This window comes from Simplicispira sp. GW247-4R2A, from assembly GCF_059424465.1.
The window spans coordinates 207,695-234,602 of the sequence record NZ_JBWKZM010000001.1; the positions used below are offsets into that span (position 1 = coordinate 207,695).

The 26,908-nt window shown below is 65.0% G+C and carries 24 protein-coding genes; 18 read left to right on the plus strand and 6 right to left on the minus strand.

The window, feature by feature from the left end; all coding sequences use genetic code 11:
* Positions 1-20: 20 nt before the first annotated feature.
* From AC07ZH_RS01000 to AC07ZH_RS01035, 8 genes are all read left to right on the plus strand, one after another.
* Entirely contained in the window at positions 21-458 is a 438-nt protein-coding gene (locus AC07ZH_RS01000; RefSeq protein WP_119109271.1) for a DUF2147 domain-containing protein, read from the plus strand.
* An 80-nt stretch (positions 459-538) separates the two neighbouring features.
* The gene (locus AC07ZH_RS01005; RefSeq protein WP_495198169.1) at positions 539-2,938 is read left to right on the plus strand and encodes a 3-hydroxyacyl-CoA dehydrogenase/enoyl-CoA hydratase family protein; all 2,400 of its coding nucleotides are present in this window, start codon (positions 539-541) and stop codon (positions 2,936-2,938) included.
* Positions 2,939-2,964: 26 nt separating this feature from the next.
* Positions 2,965-3,675 carry a crotonase/enoyl-CoA hydratase family protein gene (locus tag AC07ZH_RS01010; RefSeq protein WP_495198170.1) on the plus strand — a complete coding sequence of 237 codons (711 nt, stop codon included), beginning with the start codon at positions 2,965-2,967 and terminating at the stop codon, positions 3,673-3,675.
* 64 nt (positions 3,676-3,739) lie between these two features.
* On the plus strand, positions 3,740-4,933 hold the full coding sequence (locus AC07ZH_RS01015) for an acetyl-CoA C-acyltransferase (RefSeq protein ID WP_495198171.1): 1,194 nt from the start codon (positions 3,740-3,742) through the stop codon (positions 4,931-4,933).
* A gap of 173 nt (positions 4,934-5,106) precedes the next feature.
* The gene (locus AC07ZH_RS01020; protein ID WP_495198172.1) at positions 5,107-5,982 is read left to right on the plus strand and encodes an alpha/beta hydrolase family protein; all 876 of its coding nucleotides are present in this window, start codon (positions 5,107-5,109) and stop codon (positions 5,980-5,982) included.
* A 28-nt stretch (positions 5,983-6,010) separates the two neighbouring features.
* Complete coding sequence (locus AC07ZH_RS01025) at positions 6,011-6,841, plus strand: acyl-CoA thioesterase (protein ID WP_495198173.1); 831 nt, start codon at positions 6,011-6,013, stop codon at positions 6,839-6,841.
* A 29-nt stretch (positions 6,842-6,870) separates the two neighbouring features.
* Positions 6,871-7,629, plus strand: a complete 759-nt coding sequence (locus tag AC07ZH_RS01030) for an enoyl-CoA hydratase (protein WP_495198174.1) — start codon at positions 6,871-6,873, stop codon at positions 7,627-7,629.
* Between the two features lie 85 nt (positions 7,630-7,714).
* Complete coding sequence (locus AC07ZH_RS01035; RefSeq protein ID WP_495198175.1) at positions 7,715-8,854, plus strand: MBL fold metallo-hydrolase; 1,140 nt, start codon at positions 7,715-7,717, stop codon at positions 8,852-8,854.
* Positions 8,855-9,023: 169 nt separating this feature from the next.
* Here the strand turns inward: AC07ZH_RS01035 and AC07ZH_RS01040 are convergent, their stop codons facing one another.
* Together AC07ZH_RS01040 and AC07ZH_RS01045 are read right to left on the minus strand one after the other, a co-directional pair.
* Positions 9,024-9,764: a TorF family putative porin gene (locus tag AC07ZH_RS01040; protein ID WP_495198176.1), complete on the minus strand. Its 741-nt coding sequence runs from the start codon at positions 9,762-9,764 to the stop codon at positions 9,024-9,026.
* Positions 9,765-10,021: 257 nt separating this feature from the next.
* Positions 10,022-10,363 (minus strand): hypothetical protein, encoded by a 342-nt coding sequence (locus tag AC07ZH_RS01045; protein ID WP_495198177.1) that lies wholly within the window; start codon positions 10,361-10,363, stop codon positions 10,022-10,024.
* A gap of 274 nt (positions 10,364-10,637) precedes the next feature.
* Here AC07ZH_RS01045 and AC07ZH_RS01050 point away from each other — a divergent pair, with 274 nt between their 5' ends.
* The 7 genes from AC07ZH_RS01050 to AC07ZH_RS01080 are packed head-to-tail and all read left to right on the plus strand — an operon-like array spanning position 10,638 to position 18,668.
* Positions 10,638-10,733 carry a potassium ABC transporter ATPase gene (locus AC07ZH_RS01050; RefSeq protein WP_495198178.1) on the plus strand — a complete coding sequence of 32 codons (96 nt, stop codon included), beginning with the start codon at positions 10,638-10,640 and terminating at the stop codon, positions 10,731-10,733.
* 2 nt (positions 10,734-10,735) lie between these two features.
* On the plus strand, positions 10,736-10,828 hold the full coding sequence (gene kdpF, locus AC07ZH_RS01055) for a K(+)-transporting ATPase subunit F (protein ID WP_495198179.1): 93 nt from the start codon (positions 10,736-10,738) through the stop codon (positions 10,826-10,828).
* Entirely contained in the window at positions 10,825-12,537 is a 1,713-nt protein-coding gene (kdpA, locus tag AC07ZH_RS01060) for a potassium-transporting ATPase subunit KdpA (RefSeq protein WP_495198180.1), read from the plus strand. Before kdpF ends, kdpA begins: the two co-directional genes overlap by 4 nt.
* Complete coding sequence (gene kdpB, locus AC07ZH_RS01065; RefSeq protein WP_495198181.1) at positions 12,534-14,603, plus strand: potassium-transporting ATPase subunit KdpB; 2,070 nt, start codon at positions 12,534-12,536, stop codon at positions 14,601-14,603. Before kdpA ends, kdpB begins: the two co-directional genes overlap by 4 nt.
* Before the next feature lie 23 nt (positions 14,604-14,626).
* A complete protein-coding gene (kdpC, locus tag AC07ZH_RS01070) occupies positions 14,627-15,205 on the plus strand; it encodes a potassium-transporting ATPase subunit KdpC (RefSeq protein ID WP_119109260.1) in 579 nt (192 codons plus the stop codon).
* 47 nt (positions 15,206-15,252) lie between these two features.
* Positions 15,253-17,967 carry a DUF4118 domain-containing protein gene (locus AC07ZH_RS01075; protein WP_495198182.1) on the plus strand — a complete coding sequence of 905 codons (2,715 nt, stop codon included), beginning with the start codon at positions 15,253-15,255 and terminating at the stop codon, positions 17,965-17,967.
* The gene (locus tag AC07ZH_RS01080; protein WP_119109258.1) at positions 17,964-18,668 is read left to right on the plus strand and encodes a response regulator; all 705 of its coding nucleotides are present in this window, start codon (positions 17,964-17,966) and stop codon (positions 18,666-18,668) included. The genes AC07ZH_RS01075 and AC07ZH_RS01080 overlap by 4 nt, the downstream gene beginning before the upstream one ends.
* 144 nt (positions 18,669-18,812) lie before the next feature.
* On the opposite strand, the gene AC07ZH_RS01085 is transcribed toward AC07ZH_RS01080, so the two are convergent.
* Positions 18,813-19,982: an ATP-binding protein gene (locus AC07ZH_RS01085; RefSeq protein WP_495198183.1), complete on the minus strand. Its 1,170-nt coding sequence runs from the start codon at positions 19,980-19,982 to the stop codon at positions 18,813-18,815.
* Between the two features lie 221 nt (positions 19,983-20,203).
* Here AC07ZH_RS01085 and AC07ZH_RS01090 point away from each other — a divergent pair, with 221 nt between their 5' ends.
* From AC07ZH_RS01090 to AC07ZH_RS01100, 3 genes are read left to right on the plus strand one after another with little or no spacing between them, the layout of a single operon-like run.
* Entirely contained in the window at positions 20,204-20,443 is a 240-nt protein-coding gene (locus tag AC07ZH_RS01090) for a ribbon-helix-helix domain-containing protein (protein ID WP_495198184.1), read from the plus strand.
* Between the two features lie 2 nt (positions 20,444-20,445).
* Complete coding sequence (locus tag AC07ZH_RS01095; protein WP_495198185.1) at positions 20,446-20,850, plus strand: type II toxin-antitoxin system VapC family toxin; 405 nt, start codon at positions 20,446-20,448, stop codon at positions 20,848-20,850.
* The gene (locus AC07ZH_RS01100; RefSeq protein ID WP_495198186.1) at positions 20,843-21,769 is read left to right on the plus strand and encodes a hypothetical protein; all 927 of its coding nucleotides are present in this window, start codon (positions 20,843-20,845) and stop codon (positions 21,767-21,769) included. Before AC07ZH_RS01095 ends, AC07ZH_RS01100 begins: the two co-directional genes overlap by 8 nt.
* 57 nt (positions 21,770-21,826) lie before the next feature.
* On the opposite strand, the gene AC07ZH_RS01105 is transcribed toward AC07ZH_RS01100, so the two are convergent.
* From AC07ZH_RS01105 to AC07ZH_RS01115, 3 genes are all read right to left on the minus strand, one after another.
* Positions 21,827-23,980, minus strand: a complete 2,154-nt coding sequence (locus AC07ZH_RS01105) for a 3-hydroxyacyl-CoA dehydrogenase NAD-binding domain-containing protein (RefSeq protein WP_495198187.1) — start codon at positions 23,978-23,980, stop codon at positions 21,827-21,829.
* A 139-nt stretch (positions 23,981-24,119) separates the two neighbouring features.
* Complete coding sequence (locus AC07ZH_RS01110; RefSeq protein ID WP_495198188.1) at positions 24,120-25,325, minus strand: acetyl-CoA C-acetyltransferase; 1,206 nt, start codon at positions 25,323-25,325, stop codon at positions 24,120-24,122.
* 232 nt (positions 25,326-25,557) lie between these two features.
* Positions 25,558-26,724 carry an acyl-CoA dehydrogenase family protein gene (locus AC07ZH_RS01115; RefSeq protein ID WP_495198189.1) on the minus strand — a complete coding sequence of 389 codons (1,167 nt, stop codon included), beginning with the start codon at positions 26,722-26,724 and terminating at the stop codon, positions 25,558-25,560.
* Between the last annotated feature and the right edge of the window lie 184 nt (positions 26,725-26,908).

Sequence of the window (26,908 nt, forward strand, 5' to 3'; positions counted from 1 at the left end):
CTTTTGACCCAGGAGCGCCCATGAACAAAGCGTTGACAGCTATCGGTTTGGTAGTGCTTGCCGCCCCGGCTCTGGCCCAGATGACCCCTGAGGGCCTGTGGCGCAACATCGACGACAAGACCGGCGAGGCCAAGGCGGAAATCCGCATCAAGGACACCGGCAACGGCACGCTGAACGGTGTGCTCGAAAAGCGCCTGCTCAAGGATGCCAAGCCAGGCGACCTGTGCACCGAGTGCAGCGACGACCGCAAGGACAAGCCGCTGCTGGGGCTGGAGATCATCCGCAACGCCAAAAAGGCTGAGGGCAAGGAGGTCTGGGAGGACGGCAAGATTCTCGACCCCGAGAACGGCCGCAACTACACCCTGCGCATGACGCCTATCGAAGGCGGCAAAAAGCTTCAGGTGCGCGGCTCCATCGGTCCCTTTGGCCGCACGCAAACCTGGATTCGCATCCAGTAACCCCCCTGTCTGCCCGGCGCCAGTCGCGGGGTGTCTGACAACGGAGGCCCGGCCTGAACGGGCTCCACGGAGAACAATCAATGTCTAGATTTCAAGTGAAGAAAGTCGCCGTGCTCGGCGCAGGTGTGATGGGCGCGCAGATTGCCGCGCACCTGGTCAACGTCAAGGTGCCGGTGGTGCTGTTCGATCTGCCGGCAAAAGAAGGCCCGAAGAACGGTATCGTGATGAGGGCCGTTGAAGGCCTGAAGAAACTCAAACCCTCGCCGCTGGGCGTGGCGGACGACGCCGCGCTGATCGGCCAGGCCAACTACGAAGAGCACCTGGAGCAACTGCGTGACTGCGACCTCATCATCGAGGCGATCGCCGAGCGCATGGACTGGAAGCTCGACCTGTACAAAAAGATCGCACCCTTCGTCAATCCCAACGCCATCGTCGCATCCAACACCTCGGGCCTGTCGATCACCAAGCTCTCCGAGGCGCTGCCCTCCGCTATCCAGCCGCGCTTTTGCGGCATCCACTTCTTCAACCCGCCGCGCTACATGGCGCTGGTGGAGCTGATCAACACCCCCACCACCGCCCCCGAAGTGCTCGACCAGCTCGAAGCCTTTGTGACCAGCGGCCTGGGCAAGGGCGTGGTGCGCGCGCACGACACGCCCAACTTCGTGGCCAACCGCGTCGGCATTGCCGGCATGTTGGCGACCATGAAGGAAGTCGAGAACTTTGGCCTGACCTTCGATGTGGTGGACGACCTCACCGGCAAGAAGCTCGGCCGTGCCAGCAGTGGCACCTTCCGCACTGCCGACGTGGTGGGGCTGGACACGATGACCCACGTCATCAAGACGCTGCAGGACAACCTGAGCCTTGAAACCGATCCGTTTTATGAAAGCTTCGGCACCCCTGCCGTCCTGCAAAAGTTGCTCGACCTGGGCAACCTGGGCCAGAAGACCAAGGCCGGCTTCTACAAAAAGGTCGGCCGCGATGTGCTGCGCTTCGACCTGGCAGGCGAAGAGTACGTGCCCGGCGGCCAGAAGGCCGACGAGGTGTACGGGCGCATGCTCAAGAAGCCCGCCGCCGAACGCCTGAAACTCCTGCGCCATGCCGAAGGCGCGCAGGGCCAGTTCCTGTGGGCCATTCTGCGCAACAGCTTCCACTACGCCGCCGTGCACCTGGCCACGATTGCCGACAACGCGCGCGACATCGACCAGGCCATGCGCTGGGGCTTCGGCATGAAACAGGGCCCCTTCGAGCTGTGGCAAGAGGCGGGCTGGCTCGAAGTGGCGAAGATGATCCAGGAAGACATCGACGCCGGCAAGGCACTCTCCAAGGCGCCGCTGCCCGACTGGGTCTTCAAGGGCCCCGTGGCCGAGGCCGGTGGCGTGCACACCGCGCAAGGTTCGTGGAGTGCATCTGCTAATAAATTTGTAGCGCGCCGCGCTTTGCCCGTCTACGAAAAGCAGTATTTCCCTGAGAAACTTCTGGGCGAGGACCTGCCCGACTACAAGACCGCCGGCAAGACGCTGCACGAAGACGACGCCATCCGCCTGTGGACGCTGGACGACGAAGTCGTCATTGCCAGCATCAAGACCAAGATGCACGCCATCAGCCCCGATGTGGCCGAGGGCCTGGCGTTGGCGGTGGACATCGCCGAGAAAGACTACCAGGCCGTGGTGGTCTGGTCGGGCGACGAGCCCTTCAGCGCCGGCGCCGACCTGCAGGCCATGCTGCCCGCGTTCATGGTTGCGGGTGTCAGTGCCATCGAAGGTGCCGAGCAGGAGCTGCAGAACACCATGCTGCGCATCCGCTACGCCAACGTGCCCGTGGTCTCGGCCATCCGGGGCCTGGCGCTGGGGGGTGGTTGCGAGCTGGCCGTGCATTCGGCCCGCCGCGTGGCGCACATGGAGAGCTACATCGGTCTGGTGGAAGTGGGCGTGGGCCTGGTGCCTGGTGCCGGCGGCCTGACCTACATCGCCCGCCGCGCGGCGGAAAACATGGCGCAGTCCACCTCCAAGGACGTGTTGCCGTTCCTGACCGAAGGCTTCTCCGCCGCCGCCATGGCCAAGGTGGGCACCAGCGCGCTCGAATCGCGCAAGCTGGGCTACCTGCTCGACAGTGACCTCATCGTGCCGCACAAGGACGAACTGCTGTTTGTCGCGCTGAACGAAGCCAAGGCCATGGCCCGCAGCGGCTGGCGCGCACCGCACAAGCGATTGTTTCCCGTGGCCGGCCGCAGCGGCATCGCCACCATCAAGGCGCAGTTGGTCAATATGCGCGATGGCGGCTTCATCAGCGCGCACGACTTCTACATTGCCAGCCTGATCGCGGGTGTGGTCTGCGGCGGCGACGTGGATGCCGGTGCGCTGGTCAGCGAGGAATACCTCATGGCCATGGAGCGCAAGGCCTTCTGCTCGCTGATCGAGCACCCGAAAACGCAGGAACGGATTCTGGGCATGCTGAGCACGGGCAAGCCCGTAAGGAATTGAGCGCCGCCGCGCCCCTGGAGAGACACATGACTGATTTGGTTTCCTACGCTTTTGCCGACGGTGTGGCCACGCTGACCATGGACGACGGCAAGGCCAACGCCATGGGGCCGGCCATGCAGGCCGCGCTCCATGCTGCGCTGGATCGGGCCGAGGCCGACAAGGCCATCGTGGTGCTCACCGGCCGACCGGGTGTTTTTTCTGGCGGGTTTGACCTGTCGGTGTTCAAGGCCGGCGACCCCCAGGCAACGTTCCAGATGCTCACCGGTGGCGCACAACTGGCCCAGCGGCTGCTGTCGTACCCGCACCCGGTGGTTGCCGCTTGCTCGGGCCATGCGATGGCCATGGGCCTGTTCCTGCTCCAGTGCGCCGATGTGCGCATCGGCTTGAACGCAGGGGCGACGTTCCAGGCCAATGAGGTGCTGATCGGCATGACGCTGCCGTACTTCGCGCTCGAAGCTCTGCGCGAGCGGGTGGCGACGCCGCATCTGCACTTGGTGGGCACTGGCCTGGCCTATGGCGGAGCGGCTGCCGTGCATGCCGGTTTGCTCGACGAAGCCGTCGCGCCCGAGGCGCTGGCCACGGCCGTGCAGGCGCAGGTGGACCGCCTGAAGAAAGCCCACCCGGCTTCGTTCACCGCGACCAAGCAGCGACTGCGCGCCGGTGTGCTGGGCGCGTTGCCGGCCGCCATCGAAAAAGACAAGGCCGACTGGATGCGCCTTGGTGCCGCCAAAGCCTGATTCCTATCCACATTGACAGGCGCTGCCGCCCCGAAGTCGCAGCCCTTACCCTGAGGTTCTCCCCATGAAACAAGTTCAAGACGCCTACATCGTTGCCGCCACGCGCATGCCCATTGGCCGCTCGGGCCGTGGCTACTTCAAGAACACCCGTCCCGACGACCTGCTGGTGGCCGCCATTCGCAGCGCCATGCTGCAGGTGCCGACGCTGGACCCCAAGGCCATCGAGGATTCCATCATTGGCTGCTCGTTCCCCGAGGGCGAGCAAGGCATGAACATGGCCCGTATCGCCATGGGCCTGGTCTTTGACCACCCCGTGGGCGGCATCACGGTCAACCGCTTTTGTGCCTCGGGCGTGAGCGCCATCCAGATGGCAGCCGACCGCATCCGCGTGGGCCAGGCCGACGTGCTGATCGCCGGTGGTGCCGAATCGATGAGCATGGTGCCCATGGGCGGCAACAAACCCTCGTTTAACCCCGAAGTGTTTGCCCGCGACGAGAACGTCGGCATCGCCTATGGCATGGGCCTGACGGCCGAAAAGGTGGCCCAGCAATGGAAGGTGTCGCGCGAAGACCAGGACGCTTTTGCGCTGGAATCGCACCTGCGCGCGGTCAAGGCCCAGCAGGCCGGCGAATTCACCGACGAAATCACGCCTTTTGAGATCACCGAGCGCACGCCGGACCTGGCCACTGGCGAAGTGATCACCAAGAAGCGCACCGTGAGCCTGGACGAAGGCCCGCGCCCCGACACCACGCTCGAAGCCTTGGGCAAACTGCGGCCCGTGTTTGCCGCCCGGGGCAGCGTCACGGCCGGCAACAGCTCGCAGACGAGCGACGGTGCGGGCGCCTTGATTCTGGCCAGCGAGAAGGCCGTCAAGCAGTTCGGCTTGAGCCCGCTGGCGCGCTTTGTCAGCTTTGCGGCGCGCGGCGTGCCACCCGAGCTCATGGGCATCGGCCCGATCGAGGCGATTCCCGCCGCGCTGCGCTACGCCGGTCTCAAGCACGAAGACATCGGCTGGTACGAGCTGAACGAGGCCTTTGCCGCGCAGTCGCTGGCCGTCATGCGCACGCTGGGCCTGGACCCGGCCACGGTCAACCCGATGGGCGGCGCGATTGCGCTGGGGCATCCGCTGGGGGCGACCGGGGCGATTCGTGCGGCGACGGTGGTGCATGCGCTCAAGCGGCACAAGCTGAAGTACGGGATGGTGACGATGTGCGTCGGCACCGGCCAAGGCGCCGCCGGCATCTTCGAATCGGTTTAGCTGGCTACCGAGCGACTGCCATGCGTCGTTGGGCGGTGCTCGCAATCCTCACGTACCTTCAGTACGTTCCGGTTCCTGTGCTCCGTCCGCCTAGCAGCGCATCCCGCTCGCTACACCCTTGAGGGCGGGGTGGGAAGACAAGGGGTCATTCGACTGGCATTCGGGGAGATGGCGTGAAAACTGAAACCCTGCGAGTGGATGCAAACACCACGCTGGCCCTGCGGGTCTACGAGCCAGACGGGGCAGTGCACGCCAGCATCGTGATTGGCGCGGCGATGGGGGTTCGGCAGGACTTTTATGCGGCGTTTGCTGCGTGGCTGGCGAGGCAGGGGTTTCGCATCACCACCTTTGACTACCGGGGGCATGGCTATTCGCTGCAAGGGCCCATGCGCGCCGTGCGCGCGACGATATCCGATTGGGTGCACGACTACGAAGCAGTGGTTGCAGCGGCGAAGGCCGCTCGGCCTGGGGTGCCGCTGTTCCTCATCGGCCACAGCCTGGGCGCGCAGTTGCCGGGGCTGATGGCGGACACCTCGGCCATTGACGGCATGCTGGGCGTGGCGGCGGGCAGTGGGTACTGGCGCGACACGGCGCCGCGCGTGCGGCGCATGGCGCCGCTTTTGTGGGGGCTGATCGTACCGGTGGCAACACGCTTGTGCGGCTACTTTCCGGGCAGACGCCTGGGCATGATCGGCGACCTGCCCGCCGGCGTCATACGCCAGTGGCGCCGCTGGTGCCTGCATCCGCGCTACGGCATGGGCGCTGAGGGCGCGGCGGCCGAGCGGCGCTACGCGGCCGTGGGCTTTCCGATTCTTTCCTTGGCACTGGCGGACGACGAGCTGATGACGCTGCGCGGCATCGAGCATCTGGTGGGCTTTTACAGCCAGGCCCCCACACGCGTGGAAATTCTTGACCCGCACGCGGTAGGGGCAGGGCGCATCGGGCATTTTGGTTTCTTTCGCCCGCAGTTCTCCGCCACGCTGTGGCCACGTGCCGTGGCCGCGCTGGCAACATTTCGCAGCGAGCCAGTCACCAGTACGACGCACTGAGGGTACTTTTGTGGGCACACTTGGGGGCATGACGACCGATTCTTCCCATCCCTTTGACAAGGCCCTGCAATTGCACGCGAAGGCGCCCGGGCAATACACAGGCGTGGCGCCCGCGCCGTACTGGAACATGGTCGGGCCGTTTGGCGGTGTCACCGCAGCCACATTGCTTCGCGCCGTACTTCAACACCCCGAACTGCTGGGCGACCCGCTCTCGCTGACGGTGAATTACGGGGGCGGGCTGGTCGCGGGCGAGTTTCAAATCCAGGCGGTGCCGGTGCGCACCAACCGCTCGACCCAGCACTGGACCTTGTCCATCCTTCAGCCCGGCCCAGACGGCGCGCCCGTGGTCACCACCACCGGCACGGCCGTCACCGCCGTGCGGCGTGACACCTGGAGCGCAGCGGACACGCCTGCGCCCGAGGTGCCTCGGCCTGGGGATTTGGCGGCCATCCCGCCAGCGTTTGGTGTGGAGTGGCTCAGCCGCTACGAAATGCGCCCCGTCACGGGAACGATTCCCCCGGTGTGGGACGGCAGCGGCGACCACAGTCTGTCGCAGCTGTGGATGCGCGATGCGCCGCCGCGCGCGCTCGACTTTTGCAGCCTGGCGGCCATGGCCGACATCTTCTTTCCGCGCGTCTGGCTGCGCCGCGCCCGCCAGGTGCCGGCGGGCACGGTGTCGATCACGGTGTACTTTCATGCCAGCCAGGTGGATCTTGCCGCCACCGGCGACGGCTATCTGCTCGGCCAGGCGCGCGGGCAGGAGTTTCGCAACGGCTTTTTCGACCATTCCGCGCAGTTGTGGAACGAGGCCGGCACGCTCCTCGCCACCAGCCACCAGATCGTTTACTACAAGGAATGACGCGGCGCCCCGCCGCGTCAACAGAGACCATGACGCAGACCACGACACAAGACATCCTCCAGCACACCGAAGCCGGTGTCTGCACCCTCACCTTCAACCGGGTAGCCAAGAAGAACTCGATCACCACCGCCATGTACGCGGCGCTGGCCGACGCCTTGGAGGCCGCCGCGCAGGACGGCGGCGTGCGCGCCGTGGTCCTCCAGGGCGATGTGACGGTCTTCAGTGCCGGCAACGACATCAGCGACTTTCTGCAGCAGCCCGCTGCCACGCAGGATTCCCCCGTCTACCGCTTCCTGCACGCCATCGCGCGTTTCCCTAAGCCGCTGATTGCTGCCGTCTGCGGCCCGGCCGTGGGCATTGGCACCACCATGCTGCTGCACTGCGACCTGGTCTATGCCGGCGACAACGCCATGTTCTCGTTGCCGTTCGTGAACCTGGGCCTGTGCCCCGAGGCGGGCTCCAGCCTGCTGCTGCCGCGCCTCATGGGCCATCAGCGCGCAGCCGAAGCGCTGTTGCTGGGCGAGCCTTTCATGGCCGAGGCGGCGCTGGAGGTGGGACTGGTCAACCGCGTGGTGCCCCCCACCGAATGCAACGCCATCGCCCAGGCGCAGGCGAAGAAGCTGGCCGCCAAGCCCCTGGCATCCCTGGTGGAAACCAAGCGGCTGATGAAGCTCGGCCAGGAAAGCCAGGTCATCGAGCGCATGGCCGAAGAGGGCGCCAGCTTTGGCCGCATGCTGCGCGAGCCCGCGGCGCGCGAAGCCTTTGCGGCCTTCATGGGCAAGCGCTAAAGCCATTTCTGAGACCGCTGCTGCCCGCCAGCAGCGCCAGCGCCAAGGGCGTACAGTGGTTTTTTGAATTTTCGAAAACCACACCATGATGTCATTGGGCAAACGTGCCGCTGGTCTGCGCCTGGAGCGCATGCAGGCCTCCCCGCTGTGGACCGAGGGCGGCTTTCGCAACCAGTACCCGATACCGCCAGGCCTGCGCGACACCACGGCCGCGCGCCCCACCCTGCGCGAGTTCATGTTCTCGGAAGGCCGGCGCGTGCCGCAGGGGCTGCTGCCCACTGTGGACCCGCGCGAGCGCTGGGCCCGCAAGCCTGGGTCCGGCCTGCGCGCGACTTGGCTCGGGCATTCCAGCGTGCTCATCGAAATTGACGGCCTGCGCGTGCTCACCGATCCGGTCTGGGGCCCGCGTGCCTCGCCGTCCCGCCTCATTGGCCCCAAGCGTTTTCAGAAAGCGCCGGTGCGCCTGTCGCAACTGCCGCCCATCGACGTTGTCGTGATTTCGCACGATCACTATGACCACCTCGATTACCCCACCATCCGCCAGATGGCCAAGACAAACATCCCCTTCGTCACCTCGCTCGGCGTCGGCGCGCACCTGCAGGCCTGGGGGATTGCACCCGAGCGCATTACCGAGCTCGACTGGTGGCAGTCGCACACGGTGCCCGGCACCGAGCTCACCATCCACGCCGCGCCTTCGCAGCACTTTTCGGGCCGCAGCCTGAAGGACCGCAACGCCACGCTGTGGTCCTCGCTGGTCATCGAGTCGCCCCGCCACCGCGTGTTCTTCAGCGGCGACACGGGCCTGACCACCGAATACGCCCGCATACGCGAGCGCTTCGGCCCCTTTGACCTCGTCATGCTCGAAGTCGGCGCCTTCCACCCCACCTGGGGCGACATCCACCTCGGCCCGGAAAACGCCCTCAAGGCGCTGGACCTGCTGGGTGGCGGCGCCTTCCTGCCGGTGCACTGGGGCACGTTCAACCTGGCGATGCACGACTGGGACGAGCCCGCGGAAACCCTGCTTACGCTTGGGCCGCAGCAGGGTGCGCAGTTGTTGATGCCGCGCCTGGGAGAGCCGGTGGAGCCGGCGCACGGACCGCGGGACTGTCCTTGGTGGCGGGAACTGGGAGCGGTGCAGCCGGTGGGCGCGAAGGCGCCGAGCGACCCCGAGCCGCCAGCGCAGGACCCCGAGCAATTGGAGCCGTTGTTGTGGCCGATGGACTAAAAATTATGGATATTTTCGGCTCTAGCGCTTATCCAGTAATACTTTTTAGCTATTTATTATATAGCAATAACTGGCGCTAGGGTTTGTGCAACATAGGACGCATCAAAGCCCTTGCACGGCGTCCGGTCGCATGTGCACCGGTTCGCCGCAAAGCTGCCGCAGCCGTCGTTTACAGCGCCTTGGTGATGGAGACGAGGGCGCGTGCCTTGTTGACGTCGCCGTAGGCGCGCCGTTGGTTGGCGCCCTGCACACCTCCGTAAACGCTCAGTCCTGCGCCCAGGTCGTACGACACGCCGAGCGCGTAGTCGAGGTAGTTGCGCACGCCCATGTCCTTGAGGTCGCGAGAGAAGCGTGTGTAACCGAGCGCGGCTTTCAGCGTCAACGAAGGCGCAATCTCGTGTGCCACGCCGAGGTTCAGGTAGCCGGTGTTGCGACCCCGCAGGCCGGACCCCGAGTTCGCGCCTGCGGCACCGAAGTAATCTTGGGAGATCGTGTGCGCGTACTTCAGCGTCACACCTCCGTAGCTGCCAGCGCCGTAGAGCTCGGTGGTGTTGCCGCTCTGGTTCCCCGGGTAGAGGTAGGTCAAGGCCCCCAGGTCCCAGCCGATACCGGCTGCGGAAAATTTGTACCCGCCGTACAGGTCGATCTCCATGCTGTTGCCTGGCAGCCAGTGGACATTTGAATTCCAGTTCCCGACGTACCACCCTGTCTCGCCAAAGGTGTAGTCGAAGCCGCCCTGAATTGCGGGCGCGGCGGCTTTGGAGCGCAGGGAGCCGTCGCTGCCGAGGGTGTCCTGGTCTTGGCCGCGAAACTTGTAGCTGCTGGTCAGCCCCAGGTTGGCACTGAGCTGGGCACTGGCCGCGACGGGCATTGCAGCGATGCAGGCAAGGAAAAGTTTGTGGTAATTCATGGATTTTTATCCGTCAGAGGTTGCGAGAAATAGGGGTATCTGCGCGGGTTCAATGAAATCCGCGCAACCAGGCAAGCCGGTCAAAGCCGGCGTCGGCTGAAGCTCAAAAGGGGACGGAGCGTGGGCTGCTGGCTTCGGCGGGCGCGACCTCCTCAGGCGCCTCTTGCTCGGTGCGGGGAGGACAACGCCGGACTAGGAATCTGGCCAACAAGAGGGGGATGAAAACGACCCCGACGGCCACCAGCACAGGGATCCCCTCAGTCGCCATGGTTCATTCCACAGCGTTGCAGGTGTGAATGCCAACTCATCAGAGGGCCAATCTCGCCGTCTTCAACGCAGGTCGTGATGGCATGCACCAGGTCGGCATACCGCTGCGGGGGTAAGCCCACGGTCAGGCGCACCCGAACGGCCGCATTGGAATAGGCGGCCCCGGGGTGAAGCAAGGGTTCGCAGCGCAGAACGCCGACACCTTCGCACGATGCGAGGGCGCGGCGCACCCGGTAGGCATTGACCGATGCCACGGTGACATCGATCACCTCATTGACAGCCTGTTTTCTGAGCGATGAGCCGGGCGGCTCCTTGTACGCGGCGTAAGCCATAGAGTTCCTGTGGGGAAAGACAGGCAATCAGTCTCCCGCGGTAGCCGTCAATAAATTGCAAAGAAGCGCCAGGCCGGTCTCAAAAAACCGTCAAGAGGCCTGTCAAATGGACGCTCGCCTCAAGCCGGTGGCAAGCGTGTGTGCAAATGCGTGCGTTGCCGTACCTGAAGGTCTTGATGCTTTCTTGATGCCCTGTCTTCGGTTCTTGGTACCAACTTGATGCCGCGGTTTCTAGCATCTGGCGATCGCTAACAAAGTAGTGAGGGATTACGGAATGGACATCATTTATCTGGCCCTGGCGGGTCTTTTCTGGCTGCTGACTGTGGCGCTCGTCAAGGGCTGCGAACGGTTGCAGCGTCCGGAGGCATGACCATGAGTGCCTGGCACTGGATGGCAGGCGCGCTTGCGGGCGGGCTCTTTGTGTACCTCGTCGCCGTGCTGCTGCGGCCTGAGGATTTTTCATGACTGCCGGCGCTGTCGTACAACTGGTGGCGTTTTTGCTGGTGCTTTTTGCACTGGCCTGGCCGCTGTCCCGCGCCATCGACGCGGTCATGGGCGGGCGTTTCGCGCTGGGTCGCAAGCTTGAGTCGCCGCTTTGGCAGGTGGCTGGTGTCGATGCCGCGCAAGAGACGGGCTGGGTGCGCTATGCCCTGGGCTTGCTGCTGTTCAACAGCCTGGGACTCTTGTTTCTGTATGCCCTTCAGCGCTTGCAGATGCCGTTGCCGCTCAACCCGCAGGGTTTTGCTGCGGTGTCTGCCGATTCGGCTTTCAACACGGCGGTGAGCTTCGTCACCAACACCAACTGGCAAGGCTATGGCGGCGAGACCACCATGAGCTACCTGACCCAGATGCTGGGTCTGACGGTGCAAAACTTCCTCTCTGCCGCCACCGGGATCGTGGTGGTGGTGGCCTTGGTGCGCGGCTTTGCCCGGCAGAGCGCGGCCACCATCGGCAACGTGTGGGTGGATCTTGTCCGCGCCACGCTGTGGGTGCTTTTGCCCCTGTCGTTCCTGTTGGCGCTGGCGATGGCTGGCTTGGGCGTGGTGCAGACCTTGTCGGCCTACTTGGCCACCACCGGTGTCGAGGGCGGCAGCACGCAGTTGGCCGTGGGCCCGGTCGCCTCGCAGTTGGTCATCAAAATGCTGGGCACGAACGGCGGCGGCTTCTTCAACGCCAATTCTGCGCACCCGTTTGAGAACCCCAGCGCGATCACCAACGCGCTGCAGATGCTGGCAATTTTCATCATCCCCGCCGCGCTCTGCCTGGTGTTCGGGCGCATGGTGGGAGACAGACGCCAAGGCTTTGCCGTGCTGGCTGCCATGACGGTGCTGTTCGTGGTTTTTGCCGTCACTGTCAACTGGGCCGAGCAAGAAGGCAATCCGGCGCTCACCGCGCTGGGGGTGGACCAGGCGGTCAGCGCTACGCAGCCCGGCGGCAACATGGAGGGCAAGGAGGCGCGCTTCGGCATCAACGCCTCGACCCTGTTTGCAGCGGTCACCACGTCGGCCAGTTGCGGCGCGGTCAACAGCATGCACGACAGCTTCACGCCGCTGGGCGGCGCCGTGCCCATGGTGCTGATGCAGTTGGGCGAGGTGGTGTTCGGCGGGGTCGGCACGGGCCTCTACGGCATGCTGGTGTTCGCCATGCTGGCGGTGTTCATTGCCGGGCTGATGATCGGCCGCACGCCCGAATACCTGGGCAAGAAAATCGAAGCGGGCGAGATGAAGATGGTCTCGCTCGCCATTCTCATCACGCCCTTGCTGGTGCTGCTTGGCACCGCCCTGGCCGTCAGCACCGAAGCGGGGCGGGCGGGCATTTTGAACCCGGGGCCGCACGGCTTCAGTGAAATCTTGTATGCCTTGACCTCGGCCGCCAACAACAACGGCAGTGCGTTCGCCGGCCTCTCGGCCAACACACCTTTCTACAACGTGTTGCTGGCGGCAGCCATGTGGTTCGGGCGCTTTGGCGTCATCGTCGCGGTGCTGGCCATGGCGGGCTCGCTGGCGAGCAAGAAGCGTGCAGCCGCCACTGCGGGAACGCTGCCCACGCACGGGCCGCTCTTTGTCGGACTGCTGATCGGCACCGTGCTGCTGGTGGGTCTTTTGAACTACGTTCCCGCCCTGGCCCTTGGCCCGGTGGTTGAGCACCTCACGCTGGTGGAGCCCCTGAAATGACACGCAACACAACCCCGACCCTGTTCGACCCCGCGCTTTTGCGTCCCGCGCTTCTGGAGGCGTTCAAGAAGCTGGATCCGCGCGTGCAGTGGCGCAATCCGGTGATGTTTGTGGTGTACGTGGGCAGCGCTTTCACCACCGCGCTGGCAGTCTCCGAACCCACCCTGTTTACCGCCTTGGTCGCGCTGTGGCTGTGGTTCACGGTGCTATTTGCCAACATGGCGGAAGCCCTGGCCGAAGGGCGCAGCAAAGCGCAGGCGGCCTCGCTGCGCGGGCTTAAGAAGGAGACCTGGGCCAAGCTACTGCCCAAAGGGGGACCTTTGCCCGCCACGCGCGAAGCGATGACCTGGCTGCCCCTCGAAGCCAGCCAGCTCAAGCGTGGCAACGTGGTGCTGGTGGAGGCGGGCGACACCGTGCCGGCCGATGGCGAAGTGATTCTGGGTGTGGCCTCGGTGGACGAAAGCGCCATTACCGGCGAATCGGCCCCGGTGATCCGCGAGTCGGGCGGCGACTTCAGCTCCGTCACTGGGGGCACGCGGGTGTTGTCCGACTGGATCGTGGTGCGCGTCTCGGTCAACCCTGGCGAGACCTTTATCGACCGCATGATCGCCATGGTCGAGAACGCCAAGCGCCAGAAGACGCCCAACGAGATTGCGTTGACCATTCTGCTGGTGGCGCTGACCCTCGTGTTCCTGGGCGTGGTGGTCACCTTGCTGCCGTTCTCGCAGTTTGGCGTGGCCGTCAGCGGCGCGGGCAAACCCGTGAGTCTGGTCGTGCTGGTGGCGCTGCTGGTGTGCCTGATTCCCACCACCATCGCGGGCCTGCTCTCGGCCATCGGCGTCGCGGGCATGAGCCGCATGATGCAGGCCAACGTAATTGCCACCTCTGGCCGCGCGGTGGAAGCCGCTGGCGACGTGGATGTGTTGCTGCTCGACAAGACCGGCACCATCACCCTGGGCAACCGCCAGGCCAGCGCGTTTGCCCCGGCGCCGGGCGTCGCTGAAGCCGCGCTGGGCGACGCCGCGCAGTTGGCTTCTGTGGCCGATGAAACACCCGAAGGCCGCAGCATCGTGGTGCTGGCGCGGCAGAAATTCAAGCTCCCAGAATTGAACGCTGCATCGCTGGATGCCCAGTTTGTGCCCTTCACCGCGCAAACGCGCATGAGCGGTGTCGACTTGCCCGGCGGCCGCAGCCTGCGCAAGGGCGCGGCCGATGCGATCCGCCGGCATGTGGAGGCACTGGGCGGCGACTTCCCAGCCCCGCTGCAGGCTGTGGTGGACAGCATTGCCCGCCGCGGCAGCACGCCGTTGGTGGTGAGCGAGGGTGCCCGCGTGCTGGGCGCCATCGAGCTCAAGGACATCGTCAAGCCCGGCATCAAGGAGCGCTTTGCCGAGCTGCGCCGAATGGGGATCACCACCGTGATGGTCACTGGCGACAACCGCCTCACGGCGGCGGCCATCGCGGCCGAAGCGGGGGTGGACGACTTTCTTGCCGAAGCCACGCCCGAAGCCAAGCTCGAACGCATCCGCGAGTACCAGGCAGCCGGCCAACTGGTGGCCATGACGGGCGATGGAACCAACGATGCCCCGGCGCTGGCCCAGGCCGATGTGGCCGTGGCCATGAACACCGGCACGCAGGCTGCCAAAGAGGCCGGCAACATGGTGGACCTCGACAGCAACCCCACCAAGCTGATCGAGATCGTGGAGACCGGCAAGCAGATGCTGATGACGCGCGGTTCGCTCACCACCTTCAGCATCGCCAACGATCTGGCCAAGTACTTCGCCATCGTGCCGGCGGCGTTCGTGGGCACCTACCCGCAGCTCTCTGCCCTGAACGTGATGCAGCTGGCGACGCCGAACTCGGCGATTCTGTCGGCCGTGGTGTTCAACGCGCTGATCATCGTCTTCCTGATTCCGCTGGCCCTCAAAGGGGTGCGCTACCGCGCCGTGGGCGCCGCGTCGCTGCTGCGCCGCAACCTCGCCGTGTACGGCCTGGGCGGTGTGGTGGTGCCTTTTGTCGGCATCAAGCTGATCGACCTGGCGCTGGTGGCGCTGGGCGTGGTTTGAGCGCTTTGTCCAGGAGAGACCCTATGAAAACCCTGTTTCGCCCCGCGCTGTCGCTGTTCATTCTGCTGACCCTCATCACCGGCCTGGCCTATCCGCTGGCCGTCACGGGGCTGGCGCAACTGCTGTTTCCATCGCAGGCCAATGGCAGCCTGGTGAAGGTGAATGGCGTGGTGGTCGGCTCCGCGCTGATTGGCCAGCCGTTCTCGCAGCCCGGCCATTTTTGGAGCCGCCCTTCGGCCACGGCACCCGATGCGTACAACGCGGCAGCGTCGTCCGGCTCCAACCTCGGGCCCAGCAACCCGGCGCTGACCGAGGCCGTGGCAGCGCGCATTGCTGCGCTGCGCGCGGCCGACCCAGGCAACAATGCCCCGGTGCCGGTGGATCTGGTGACCGCGTCGGCCAGCGGGCTTGATCCGCACATCAGCGCCGCCGCTGCGGACTACCAGGTGTCCCGCGTCGCCCGAGCGCGAGGCCTGCCGGCCGCGCAGGTGCGGGCGCTGGTGGCGCAGCACACCCAAGGCACGTTGCTGGGGTTCCTGGGCGAGCCGCGCGTGAACGTGCTGCAGCTCAACCTGGCGCTCGACGCGCTGCCCCATTCCTGACGAGCCGGGGCTGCCTTGCCTCTGTGCCTGCTCTACAGTAGCTGCCCATGAGCGTACCCCGCCCTGATCCTGACACACTGCTCGCGCAGATGCAGCGCGATGAGGTGCGGGCACGGCGCGGCCGGCTCAAGATCTTCTTTGGAGCCAACGCAGGCGTGGGCAAGACCTACGCCATGTTGGCCGCCGCCCGCGATGCGCAGGTGCGGGGCACGCCCCTGATTGTCGGCGTGGTTGAAACGCATGGCCGAGGCGAGACCGAAGCCATGGCAGCCGGCCTGCCGCGCCTGCCCCCAATCGCCCTGCCGTACCGGGGTCGCACCCTGCTGGAATTTGACCTGGCCGCTGCGCTGGCTTTCGGCGCCGCGCATGGTGGTGACGAGCGCGCGCTGGTGCTGCTTGACGAGCTGGCCCACAGCAACGCCGCCGGCGCGCGCCACCCCAAGCGCTGGCAGGACGCAGAGGAATTGCTGGCCGCCGGTATCGATGTCTGGACCACCATGAACGTCCAGCACCTTGAGAGCCTCAACGACGTGGTGAGCGGTATCACCGGCATCCGCGTTTGGGAAACCGTGCCCGACCGCGTTTTCGACGAAGCCGACGAGGTGGTGGTGGTCGACTTGCCGCCCGACGAGCTGCTGGGGCGCCTCAAGGCCGGCAAGGTCTATGTGCCGCAGCAGGCCGAGCGCGCCGCCGCCAATTTCTTTCGCAAAGGCAACTTGCTGGCCTTGCGCGAGCTGGCGCTGCGCCGCACTGCCGACCGGGTGGACGGCGAAGTGCGTGCCTACCGCCGCTCGGTCTCGGTGCAGCCGGTGTGGGCCAACCGCGAGGCGCTGCTGGCCTGTATCGGTCCGGGCAGCACGGGCGAGAAGGTCGTGCGCACCTGTGCACGCATGGCGGCCCAATTGGATGTGCCCTGGCACGCGGTGCACGTGGAAACCAGCACCATGGGCGACGCTCAGGCGCTGGGCGTGCTCAAGCTGGCGGGGGAGCTGGGCGCCAACACGGCCACACTGTCGGCGCCCGAGCCGGCACAAGCGCTGGTGCGCTACGCGCGCGAACACAACCTGGTGCGTCTGGTGCTGGGGCGGCGCGCGCACCCGCGCCGGCTCTGGCGGCGCGCTCTGGCGGACCAGTTGGTGCGCTGTGCTGACGACCTCGACGTGCTGCAGGTGGCGCTGCCCGCCATGCCTGGCACGGGGGCGTCTGAACGTCCACCCGTGCTGCAGGGCGCAGACCCGGACGCGGACGAGGCCAGGTCATGGCGCGGCTACGGCGCCACCGCCGCGGCCTGTGCCGCGCTGGTCTTGGTGGCGACCCCTCTGGCAGGCGTGCTCGAACTGAGCAACATCGTCATGCTGTTTCTGCTGCTGGTGGTGGGCGTTGGGCTGCGCTTCGGCCGTGGTCCCGCGGTGCTGGCCGCGTTTCTGGGCGTGGTGCTGTTCGACTGGTTTTTCGTCTCGCCCCGCTTTTCGCTGGCGGTCAGCGACGTGCAGTACCTGGTCACCTTTGCCGTCATGCTGGTGGTGGCGCTGGTGGTGGGCCAGCTCACCGCGGGGCTCAAGGTGCAGGCGGCGGCGGCCATGCAGCGCGAGCGGCGCGTGCGCAGCCTGTACGACATGTCGCGCGACCTGTCGGCCGCGCTGCTGCCCGAGCAGGTGGGCGAGATTGCCGCACGCTTCCTGCGCGCCGAGTTCCGCGCCCGCTCCAGCCTGCTGCTGGCCGACGACGCCAACCACCTGGAAGCGCTTGCAGGGGGCGAGGCGCCGGTGGACCTGGGCGTCGCCCAGTGGTCGTTCGACCGTGCCGAGCCCGCTGGCCGTGGCACCGGCACGTTGCCGGCCAGCCCCTGCCTCGTCGTGCCGCTCAAGGCGCCGATGCGGGTGCGCGGCGTGTTGGTGCTGGAGCTGCCCGGCAGCGCGCAGCTTGGGCCCGAGCCGATGCGCCTGCTCGGTACCTGCGCCTCGCTGCTGGCGATTTCGCTCGAACGCATCCACTACATCGAAGTGGCGCGTATGAGTACCGTGCAGATCGAATCCGAGCGCCTGCGCAACTCGCTGCTGTCGGCCATCTCGCACGACCTGCGCACGCCGCTGGCCTCGCTGGTGGGGCTCTCCGATGCCCTCGGCCTGACTGGGCCGCCCTTGAGCGCCGCCCAGCGCGAGGTGGCCGATGCCATCCGCGATTCGGCGCTGCGCATGAGTGCCCAGGTCAACAACCTGCTCGACATGGCCCGGCTGGAGGCGGGCGCCGCGCCCCTGCACCGCGACTGGCAGCCCCTCGAAGAGGTAGTGGGCAGCGCACTGGCGGCGAGTAGCGAGGCGCTGACCGGCCGAGCGCTGCACGTGAACCTGCCGGATGACCTGCCGCTGCTGTACCTCGACGCCGTGCTGTTCGAGCGCGTGCTCGTCAACCTCTTGGAGAATGCTGCCAAGTACACGCCCAGCGGCAGCGCCATCACCCTGGGCGCCAAGGCCACAGCGCGTGAGGTGTTGCTGTGGGTGGACGATGAAGGCCCCGGCCTGCCTGAAGGCGCACAAGAACGCATCTTCGAGAAGTTCGAGCGCGGCAACCGCGAGAGCTCGCTGCCGGGCGTGGGCCTGGGCCTGGCGATCTGCCGCGCCATCGTGCAGGCGCACGGCGGCCAGATCCAGGGCAGCAACCGGCGCGCGCATGGCACCATTGCGGGCGCCCGCTTCACCATTGCCCTGCCGCGCGGCGAGCCTCCGCAGGACGACGGCACCGGGCAGGGCGCAACACCATGAGCACACCTGAGCATCCCGCAGGCCACAGCATTCTGGTCGTCGAGGACGAAGCCGCCATTCGCCGCTTTGTGCGCCTGGCGCTGGGCGCCGAGGGGCACACCGTGCACGAGGCCGACAGCGTGGCCCGCGGCCTGATCGAGGCCGGCACACGGCGCCCCGACCTGGTCGTGCTTGACCTGGGGCTGCCCGACGGCGATGGCATCGAGGTGATCCACGGCCTGCGCCGCTGGTCCACCGTGCCGGTGATCGTGCTCTCGGCGCGCAGCCAGGAGGCTGACAAGATTGCCGCGCTGGACGCTGGCGCCGACGATTACCTGGTCAAGCCCTTCGGGGCCGGCGAGCTGATGGCCCGTGTGCGTGCGCAACTGCGGCGCCACTACCAGCAGACGCCCGGTGGCGAGCCGCTGATTGCCTTTGGCGATGTCCGCATCGACCTCGCCCGGCGCACCGCCGAGCGCGCCGGTCAGCCGCTGCACCTCACGCCCATCGAATACAAACTGCTCACCCACCTGGCGTCGCAGCCCGACCGCGTCATCACCCACCAGCAACTGCTGAAAACAGTATGGGGCCCCGGCCATGCCGACGACACGCACTACGTGCGCGTACACATGGCCAACCTGCGCAAAAAAGTGGAGGACAACCCGTCGATGCCCCGGCACCTGCGTACTGAGGCGGGGATCGGGTATCGGTTTGTGCCGTGAGCCGGTCACGGGATAGGAAATTTTGACTGTTTTAGGCTCTAGCGCTTGATGGGTAAGCGTCATTAGCTACATAGTTAATAGCATTTTGATTCTCCAGACCATGCTGCCTTCGGCGAGCGTCGCGCAGGAGACCTGCCCCCAGGCTCAACCCAGTCCAGCCAGCAATGGTGCAATGGCACTCACCGGCACTACCTCGACCCCCTCCTTGAGCGGATAGCGCCGCTCCACCGGCGCCACCACCACCGTGCGCGTGGGCTGAAGGTCTTCGCGCGCGTGCCAGAAGCCCTTGGTCACCGTCGGTGCAGACGAGAATTTCACCTCAATAGCCAGGCGGCGCTGCCCGGCCTGCACCACGATGTCCATCTCGGCACCGGCCGCCGTGCGGTAGAAGCCCAGTTGCGCGCCTTCGGGCAGGTGCGCTGCTACCTGCTCCAGCACAAACCCTTCCCACGAAGCGCCGACGATGGGGTGGCCCTGCAGGTTCGACAGGCTGGCGATGTTCAGCAGCGCGTGCAGCAGGCCGCTGTCGCGAATGTAGGTCTTGGGCGACTTGACAAGGCGCTTGCCCACGTTGGGCAAATGCGGCTCCAGCCGGCGCACCACCATGGTGTCCACCAGCAGGTCTAGGTAGCGCGCTGCGGTGGTGTGCGATGCCCCGCCGAGCGACTGACCGAGCTGCGATGCATTGAAAGGCTGCCCCTGCAGATGCGCCAGCATGCGCCAGAAGCGGTGCAGCGTATCCGCCGCCACGGTCACGCCCATCTGCGGCAGGTCGCGCTGCAAAAAGGTCTGAATGAAGTCCTGCCGCCAAGCGTAGGCCAGCCTGTCGCTGGGTGCCAGGTGCGCCAGCGGAAAACCGCCTCGGTGCCACAGTTTTTGCAGGTCGCTCAAGTCGTTGGTGGCCGCCACCTCGCTGGCCAGCAGGGGCGTCAGCTCCATATAGCCCACGCGCCCCGCCAGCGACTCGGAGCGCTGGCGCAGCAGCGCGCCGCTGGCGGACCCTAGCAGCAGAAAGCGCCCCGGCCGCCGGTCGGCGTCAATCTCGGGCCGCAGGTGGGTGAACAGGTCGGGCAGCATCTGCACTTCGTCCATCACCACCAGGCGATCCCGGTGCTGCGCCAGGAAGAGTTCGGGCTCCGCCAACTGCGCCCGGTCAGCGGGCCGTTCCAGGTCGAGGAACAGCGCGCCGGGGTGCTGCGCGGCGATCGCCCTGGCCAGGGTCGTCTTGCCCACCTGGCGCGGGCCCAGCAGGACGATGCCGGGGTAGAAGGCGAGGCGGTCGTCGAGAAGGGGGCTGAGTTGGCGGTTAATCATCCTTGCATTTTGATTATTTGACGATCAATATGCGAGGAATAAATTTTGACGGACTCGCTGTAACCCCCTATCGCAACGCTGGCGAACAACGAGATGAGAGCGCCGCCGATGCCCAGGCACTGAGATGGCTGCGAGGCCTTTGTCCGTCCTTTGTGCTTGAAATCTGATAGGGCGATAACTTATACTCGCACATATAAGTGTTTTGCTAAAGAGGTTCTTCCATGTCGCAAATTACCCTGTATCTGGACGACGCGACCCAGGCCCTGGTGGACCAGGCCGCACAAGCCCATGGCGTCTCCAAAAGCCGCTGGGTGGCCGACATCATCCGCAAACACGCTGCCCACGAATGGCCACAGGATTGCCTGCAACTTGCCGGCCGGTTTCCCGACTTTCCTCTGAGCGAAGATGGCAACAAGACACCCACCAAGCCTGCTGCTGATGTGCCACGTCTGGGGTTCTAGCAATGTGGGTTCTGGACAGCAACACCATCAGCTACTACTTCCGTGGCGACCCGTTGGTGGTGCCGCGCATGCAGGCCCTACGCCCCGCAGACGTAGGCGTTCCTGCCATCGTGGAATACGAACTGCGCTACGGCCTGCTGCGCTTATCCAGCGAAGCCGCCGCGCCTCGGCTGGCTGCGTTGGCGCAACTGCTACAGCCTTTGCAGAGCTTGCCCTTCGACAGCGAGTGCGCTGCGCACGCAGCCCGCATTCGTGCGGAGCTTGAGGCGTTAGGCATCCCCATTGGCCCCCACGACACGCTGATCGCGGCCACTGCGCTGCGCCACCAGGCGATTCTGGTAACCCGCAATGTGCGCGAGTTCTCGCGGGTGGCGGGCTTGCAGTGGGTGAATTGGCATGATGACTGAGAATATTTTCTCCGTGCGGGAGATGCGAGAGCTTCGCGAACTTGTGGGCTACGAAGATTGGCTCCTCCAGTCTGTATATCAGCTAACCGAAAACGAACTTTTCCCTGAGTGGCCGGACGAAACCGTGTATGACGCAGAAACTAAAAATCCGGTGACGACGGGATATGGACGTATAAATATTGTTTTGGGGGACTGGCGGCCAAGTTTTCAGCACGCGGCCGCACCACTCATTTTTGTAACATCGTTCAAGCTCCTCGACATGTTGTTCGAGTGGATTTTGAAAAATGACGGGCCAGTAGGATTTCGTTTCTCGGAAAAAATCAAAAAGTTGGCGGTACCGAATGTTCGATACCCGTATTTCCTTGAATCACGGCCTTGGCTGGTAGCGCGCCTCAAGGCGCTCTACATAAACTCGGAACCGCTGCGCGGCTCTATCATTCATTCTCAAAACTTTGTCTCAGAGAACGGAGCATTGCACGTAGCTAGCTCGAAAAAAGGGGCGGATGACCGCATAGAACTTAGTGCGGGTGACCTTCGCACCTTCGCTCAGCTCTGCGTTTCCGTGCTCAGGTTTCTATGTGGAGATTGGTCAATTAACCAGTATCGTGAGAAACATCTGCGCTGGCAAGTCGACAACTTGGAGAGATTGCATAAGCTGGAATTACTTGGACAGGTACAACCTCATCACACGTGTGTTCGTTGGAATACGCATGATCCAAATATCCAAATTATCGACTGGAGTGAAATTCAGCGATATCTATCCGACCAACATCCAGAGCAGGACGTAACTTTTGATCTGAGGATCGTAGTTCTGGATGGTAAAAATCCAATTGCAGCTTACTTTATTCCCTTCGAAGTCTTACCGCATTTGAACTCATTGGCGCTGTGGACCGAATACTCCTGCCCAATTCCCAAATAGGAACTGGGTGAATTACGGGTCTTGCTTGTGGAGGCAAGCATTTTCCCAGCTTCAACGCTAATATACCGGTCGGAACCGCTCAATCGCCTCCCGCACCTTCGCGTCCACCACAAACCCCGCCCCAAACTTGGCTGCCAGTTCCTCCGCGCGGCGCAAAAAGGCGTCCACGCCCGTGCCATAGATGAACTGCATGGCCCCGCCGGTCCAGGCCGGGAAGCCAATCCCGAAGATGGAGCCGATATTCGCGTCGTGCACACTGGTCAGCACGCCCTCGGCCAGGCAGCGGGCCGTCTCGATGGCCTGGCGGTAGAGCAAACGGTCCTGCACTTCTTCGACGCTCCACGCGACATCGGGTTTCTCGAACAAGGCGCGCAGTTCGGGCCACAGATGCTTCTTTTCCCCGGCGGGGTAGTCGTAGAACCCGCCGCCACCGGCCCGGCCGGGGCGCTTCAATTCCTTCACCATGCGCTCGACCAGCAGCTCGCCGGGCGTCGCTTCGTAAGTCTTACCTTCCGCCGCGAAATCAGCGCGCGTCTGGTCCAGTACATGCACGCTCAGCGTCAGCGCGGTTTCGTCCAGCACCGCCAGCGGGCCCACGGGCATACCGGCCTGCATGGCGGCGTTTTCAATGAGGGCGGCAGGAAGGCCTTCGCCCAGCATGGCCGCGCCTTCCATCACGTAGGTGCCGAAGGTGCGGCTGGTGTAGAAGCCGCGCGAGTCGTTGACCACGATGGGCAGCTTGCCCAACTGCTGCACGTAGTCGAAGGCGCGGGCCACGGTCTCATCGTCCGTGTGCTTGCCACGGATGATTTCGACCAGCTTCATCTTGTCCACGGGGCTGAAGAAGTGGATGCCGATGAACTTCTCCGGGTTGCTGCTGGCCTGCGCCAGGCCCGAGATGGGCAGGGTGGAGGTGTTGCTGGCAAAGAAGCCGCCGGGCGCGAGCTGCGGCTCGGCTTCGCGCGTCACCTTAGCTTTGAGTTCGCGGTTCTCGAACACGGCTTCGATGATGAGTTCGCAGCCAGCGAGGTCTGCTGCGTCGGCCGTGGGGGTGATGCGTGCCAGCAGCGCCTGCGCCTTGGCGGCATCCATGCGGCCCTTGGCGACGCGCTTTTCCGCGAGGCTGGCGCTGTACGCTTTGCCGGCGTCGGCTTTCTCCTGGCTCACGTCCTTGAGCACTGAGGCAATGCCTTTGCTGGCCTGCGCCCAGGCGATGCCCGCGCCCATCATGCCGGCGCCGAGCACGCCCACTTTGGCGAGCTTGGCGCGCGGCGCGTTGCCGGGGCGCGAGCGCCCGCTCTTGACGGCATTCATGTCAAAGAAGAAGGCGCTGACCATGTTGCGTGCCACCTGGCCGCTCATGATTTTGGCCAGCGCACGGCTTTCGATGCGCAGGGCGGTGTCGTAGTCCACCATCGCGCCTTCCACCATGCAGGCCAGCGCCGCCTCGGGCGCGGGGTAGCGTCCGCGCGTGGTTTTCTTGAGCATGGCGGGCGCCACGACCAAGGCGTTGGCAATTTGGGGATTGGCAGGCGTGCCGCCGGGGATCTTGTGGTTTTTGTCGTCCCAGGGCTGCTGCGCCTTGGGGTTGGCGGCAATCCAGGTCAGGGCCGCCGGCAGCAGCTCTTGCGCCGTCGCCACGGTGGCGTGCACCAGGCCCAGTTTCACGGCTTCTTGCGGGTTGAAAAGCTTGCCCTCCAGCAAATAGGGCTGTGCTCCCATCAGGCCGAGCAGGCGCGTCATTTTGGTGATGCCGGTCGCGCCGGGGATCAGACCCAGTGTCACTTCGGGCAGGCCAAACTGGATTTTTGGGTTGTCGAGCGCAATCCGGTGGTGGGCAATCAGCGCCACTTCCCAGCCGCCGCCGAGCGCCGCGCCGTTGAGGCACGCCACTACCGGGATGCCCAGGGTTTCGAGCGTGCGGAACTGCTGCTTCATGCGCTCGATGACGGCAAAGCCGGCCTGGGCGTCGTCCGCCGTGGCGCGCATGGTGGCCTTCAGGTCGGCGCCGGCAAAGAAGCTGGTTTTGGCCGAGGTCAGGACGATGCCCGAAAGCTGCGCGCGGTCCTGCTGCACCTGCGCCACCAGTTCGACCATGTCGTCCTGCCACTGGCGGCACATGGTGTTGACGGGCGAGCCCGCTTCGTCAAACGTGACCAGGGCAACTTTGCCGGAAGCGGTGTCCAGAAGTTCGTAGCGAATGGTTTGCATGGTGGTGTCTCTATCTGATGAATGACTGCGCATGGAGAAGCGAACCGTTGCCCTAAGCCAGTGGCAACGCGGATCTGGCTTCACCAGTCCGCTGGAGCCGTCCCCCTCAGGGGGAAGCCGCAAAGCGGCACAGGGGGAGCTAGATCCTTTCTACGATGGTGGCAATCCCCATGCCCCCGCCGACGCACAGCGTGATAAGCCCGTAGCGCAACTGGCGCCGGTGCAGTTCATCGACCAGCGTGCCCAGCAGCATGGCGCCGGTGGCGCCCAGCGGGTGGCCCATGGCGATGGCGCCGCCGTTGACGTTGACCTTCTCGTGCGGCACGCCCAGCTCGCGCATGAAGCGCATGGGCACGGCGGCAAAGGCTTCGTTCACTTCGAACAGGTCGATCTGGTCAACCGTCATGCCGGCGCGTGCCAGCGCCTTTTTCGTTGCCGGCACGGGGCCGGTGAGCATGATGGTCGGGTCGGCGCCCGAGAGGGCGGTGGCGACGATGCGCGCGCGCGGCGTGAGGTTCTGCGACTTGGCTGCTGCTTCGTTGCCGATGAGCACGGCCGCCGCGCCATCGACGATGCCCGATGCGTTGCCTGCGTGGTGCACGTGGTGGATGCGTTCCACCTGCGGGTAGCGTTGCAGCGCCACGGCGTCAAACCCCATGGCGCCGAGTTGCGCAAACGAGGGCTTGAGGCCGGCGAGCGCCTCCATCGTGGTCTGGGGTTTGATGAATTCGTCTTCTTCCAGAATCACCAGGCCCAGGGCATCGCGCACCGGCACCACCGATGGCTTGAAGTAGCCGGCCGCGCGTGCAGCGGTGGCGCGGCGTTGGGATTCGAGCGCGAACGCGTCCACGTCTTCGCGTGTGAAGCCGTCGAGCGTGGCAATCAGGTCGGCGCCAATGCCTTGTGGCACAAACAGCGTGGCCGAGTTGGTCTCGGGGTCCTGAGCCCAGGCGCCGCCGTCGGCGCCAATCGGCACGCGGCTCATGCTCTCGACGCCGCCAGCCACCACCAGGTCTTCCCAGCCGGAACGCACCTTCTGCGCCGCCAGGTTCACGGCCTCCAGGCCCGAGGCGCAGAAGCGGTTGATCTGCACGCCCGCCGTGGTAAACGCCCAACCCGCCTTGATGGCCGCGACCTTGGGCAGCACCGAGCCCTGCTCACCAATGGGCGAGACGATGCCCATGACGATGTCATCCACCGCCGCCGTGTCAAAACCCTGGCGTGCCTGCAGCTCGGTGAGCAGGCCGGTGAGCAAGGTGATGGGCTTGACTTCGTGCAGGCTGCCGTCTTTTTTGCCTTTGCCGCGCGGGGTGCGCAGGGCTTCGAATACATAGGCTTCGGTCATGGGGCGGGGTCTCCTGGTTGCATTCAGAAAATCAGTATAAATTATTTAACTGAGCGAACGCTTTGTTTAATTCAAGAAAGCACGGTGCCAGAGGTATGGGAGGTTTGTGGTGCCTTCAGGGGCAGCAAACAGCCAATTAATTGGAATCTGACCCCAATTACCAATTATTTGGTGAAAATGGCCTCTAGCGCTTATGCAGTAAGCGCTAGCAGCTATTAATAGTGAAGCGTCATCATTTGCCTCCCAGTCCCATCCCGCGCGCAATCACTTCTTTCATGATTTCGTTGGTGCCGCCGTAGATGCGCTGGACGCGTGCGTCGGCGTAGGCGCGGGTGATGGGGTATTCCCACATGTAGCCGTAGCCGCCATGCAGTTGCACGCATTCGTCCATCACCTTGCACTGCAGGTCGCTGGTCCAGTACTTGGCCATGCTGGCGGTCTGGGTGTCGAGCTGGTTGGCCAGCATCAGCTCGCAGCATTTGTCGACAAATACGCGCGCCACCTGCACTTCGGTTTGCAGTTCGGCGAGCTTGAAGCGTGTGTTCTGGAAGGCTGCCACGCTCTGGCCGAAGGCCTTGCGCTGGTTCACGTAATCCACCGTCCAGCCGATGGCGGCTTCTGCGGATGCGACGGCGCCGATGGCAATCTGCAAACGCTCCCAGGGGAGCTGCTCCATCAGGCAGATGAAGCCCCGGCCTTCCATGGCCGGGCCGCCGAGCAGGTTCTCGGCCGGCACCCGCACGTCGTTGAAGAACAGCTCCGAGGTGTCCTGCGCCTTCATGCCCAGTTTCTTCAGGCGCTGGCCCTTCTCGAAGCCCGGTATTCCGGCTTCGATCAGCAGCAGGCTGGTCCCCTTGGCGCCCGCCGCTGGATCGGTCTTGGCAACGACGATGACGAGGTCCGCGTGCCAGCCGTTGGTAATGAAGGTTTTGCTGCCGTTCAGCGCATAGTGCGCCCCGTCCGCGCTCTTGATGGCGGTGCTGCGGATGCCTTGCAGGTCGCTGCCGGCGGCCGGCTCGCTCATGGCAATGGCCCCCACCATGGCGCCACTGGCAAGCTGGGGCAGGTACTTCTGCTTCTGCTCCTCGGTGCCGTAGTGCAGGATGTACGGGGCGACGATTTCGCTGTGCAGGCCAAAGCCGACGCCGCTCGCGCCGGCGCGGGCAATGGCCTCCATTTGCAGCACCGAATAGAGCTTGTCCGCGCCCGCGCCACCGTATGCCTCGGGCAGCGTCATGCACAGAAAGCCGTTCTCGCCGGCCTTGGTCCAGACCGCGCGGTCCACGTAGCCCTGGTCTTCCCAATTGGCATGGTGCGGTGCGATTTCCTTGGCGATGAAGCGCTCGAAGCTCTCGCCGAAGCTCCGATGGTCTGTGCTGAAAAGACTGCGTTCGATCATGGGGGACTCCTGAAATCGGATTTGAGAATACCCTGAACGGCGCCATCCGCGCGTGCCGCAGCGTCTCGGCCTTGGCCTCTCTGCTGCGGCCGCCCCGTTCCAGGCAGTTGCATACGTAGCCAAGGCAGCAGCCCTCCAGCTCCCGCAATGCCGTAGCGTGCTTTTTGGGAGTCCCGGTTGCGCC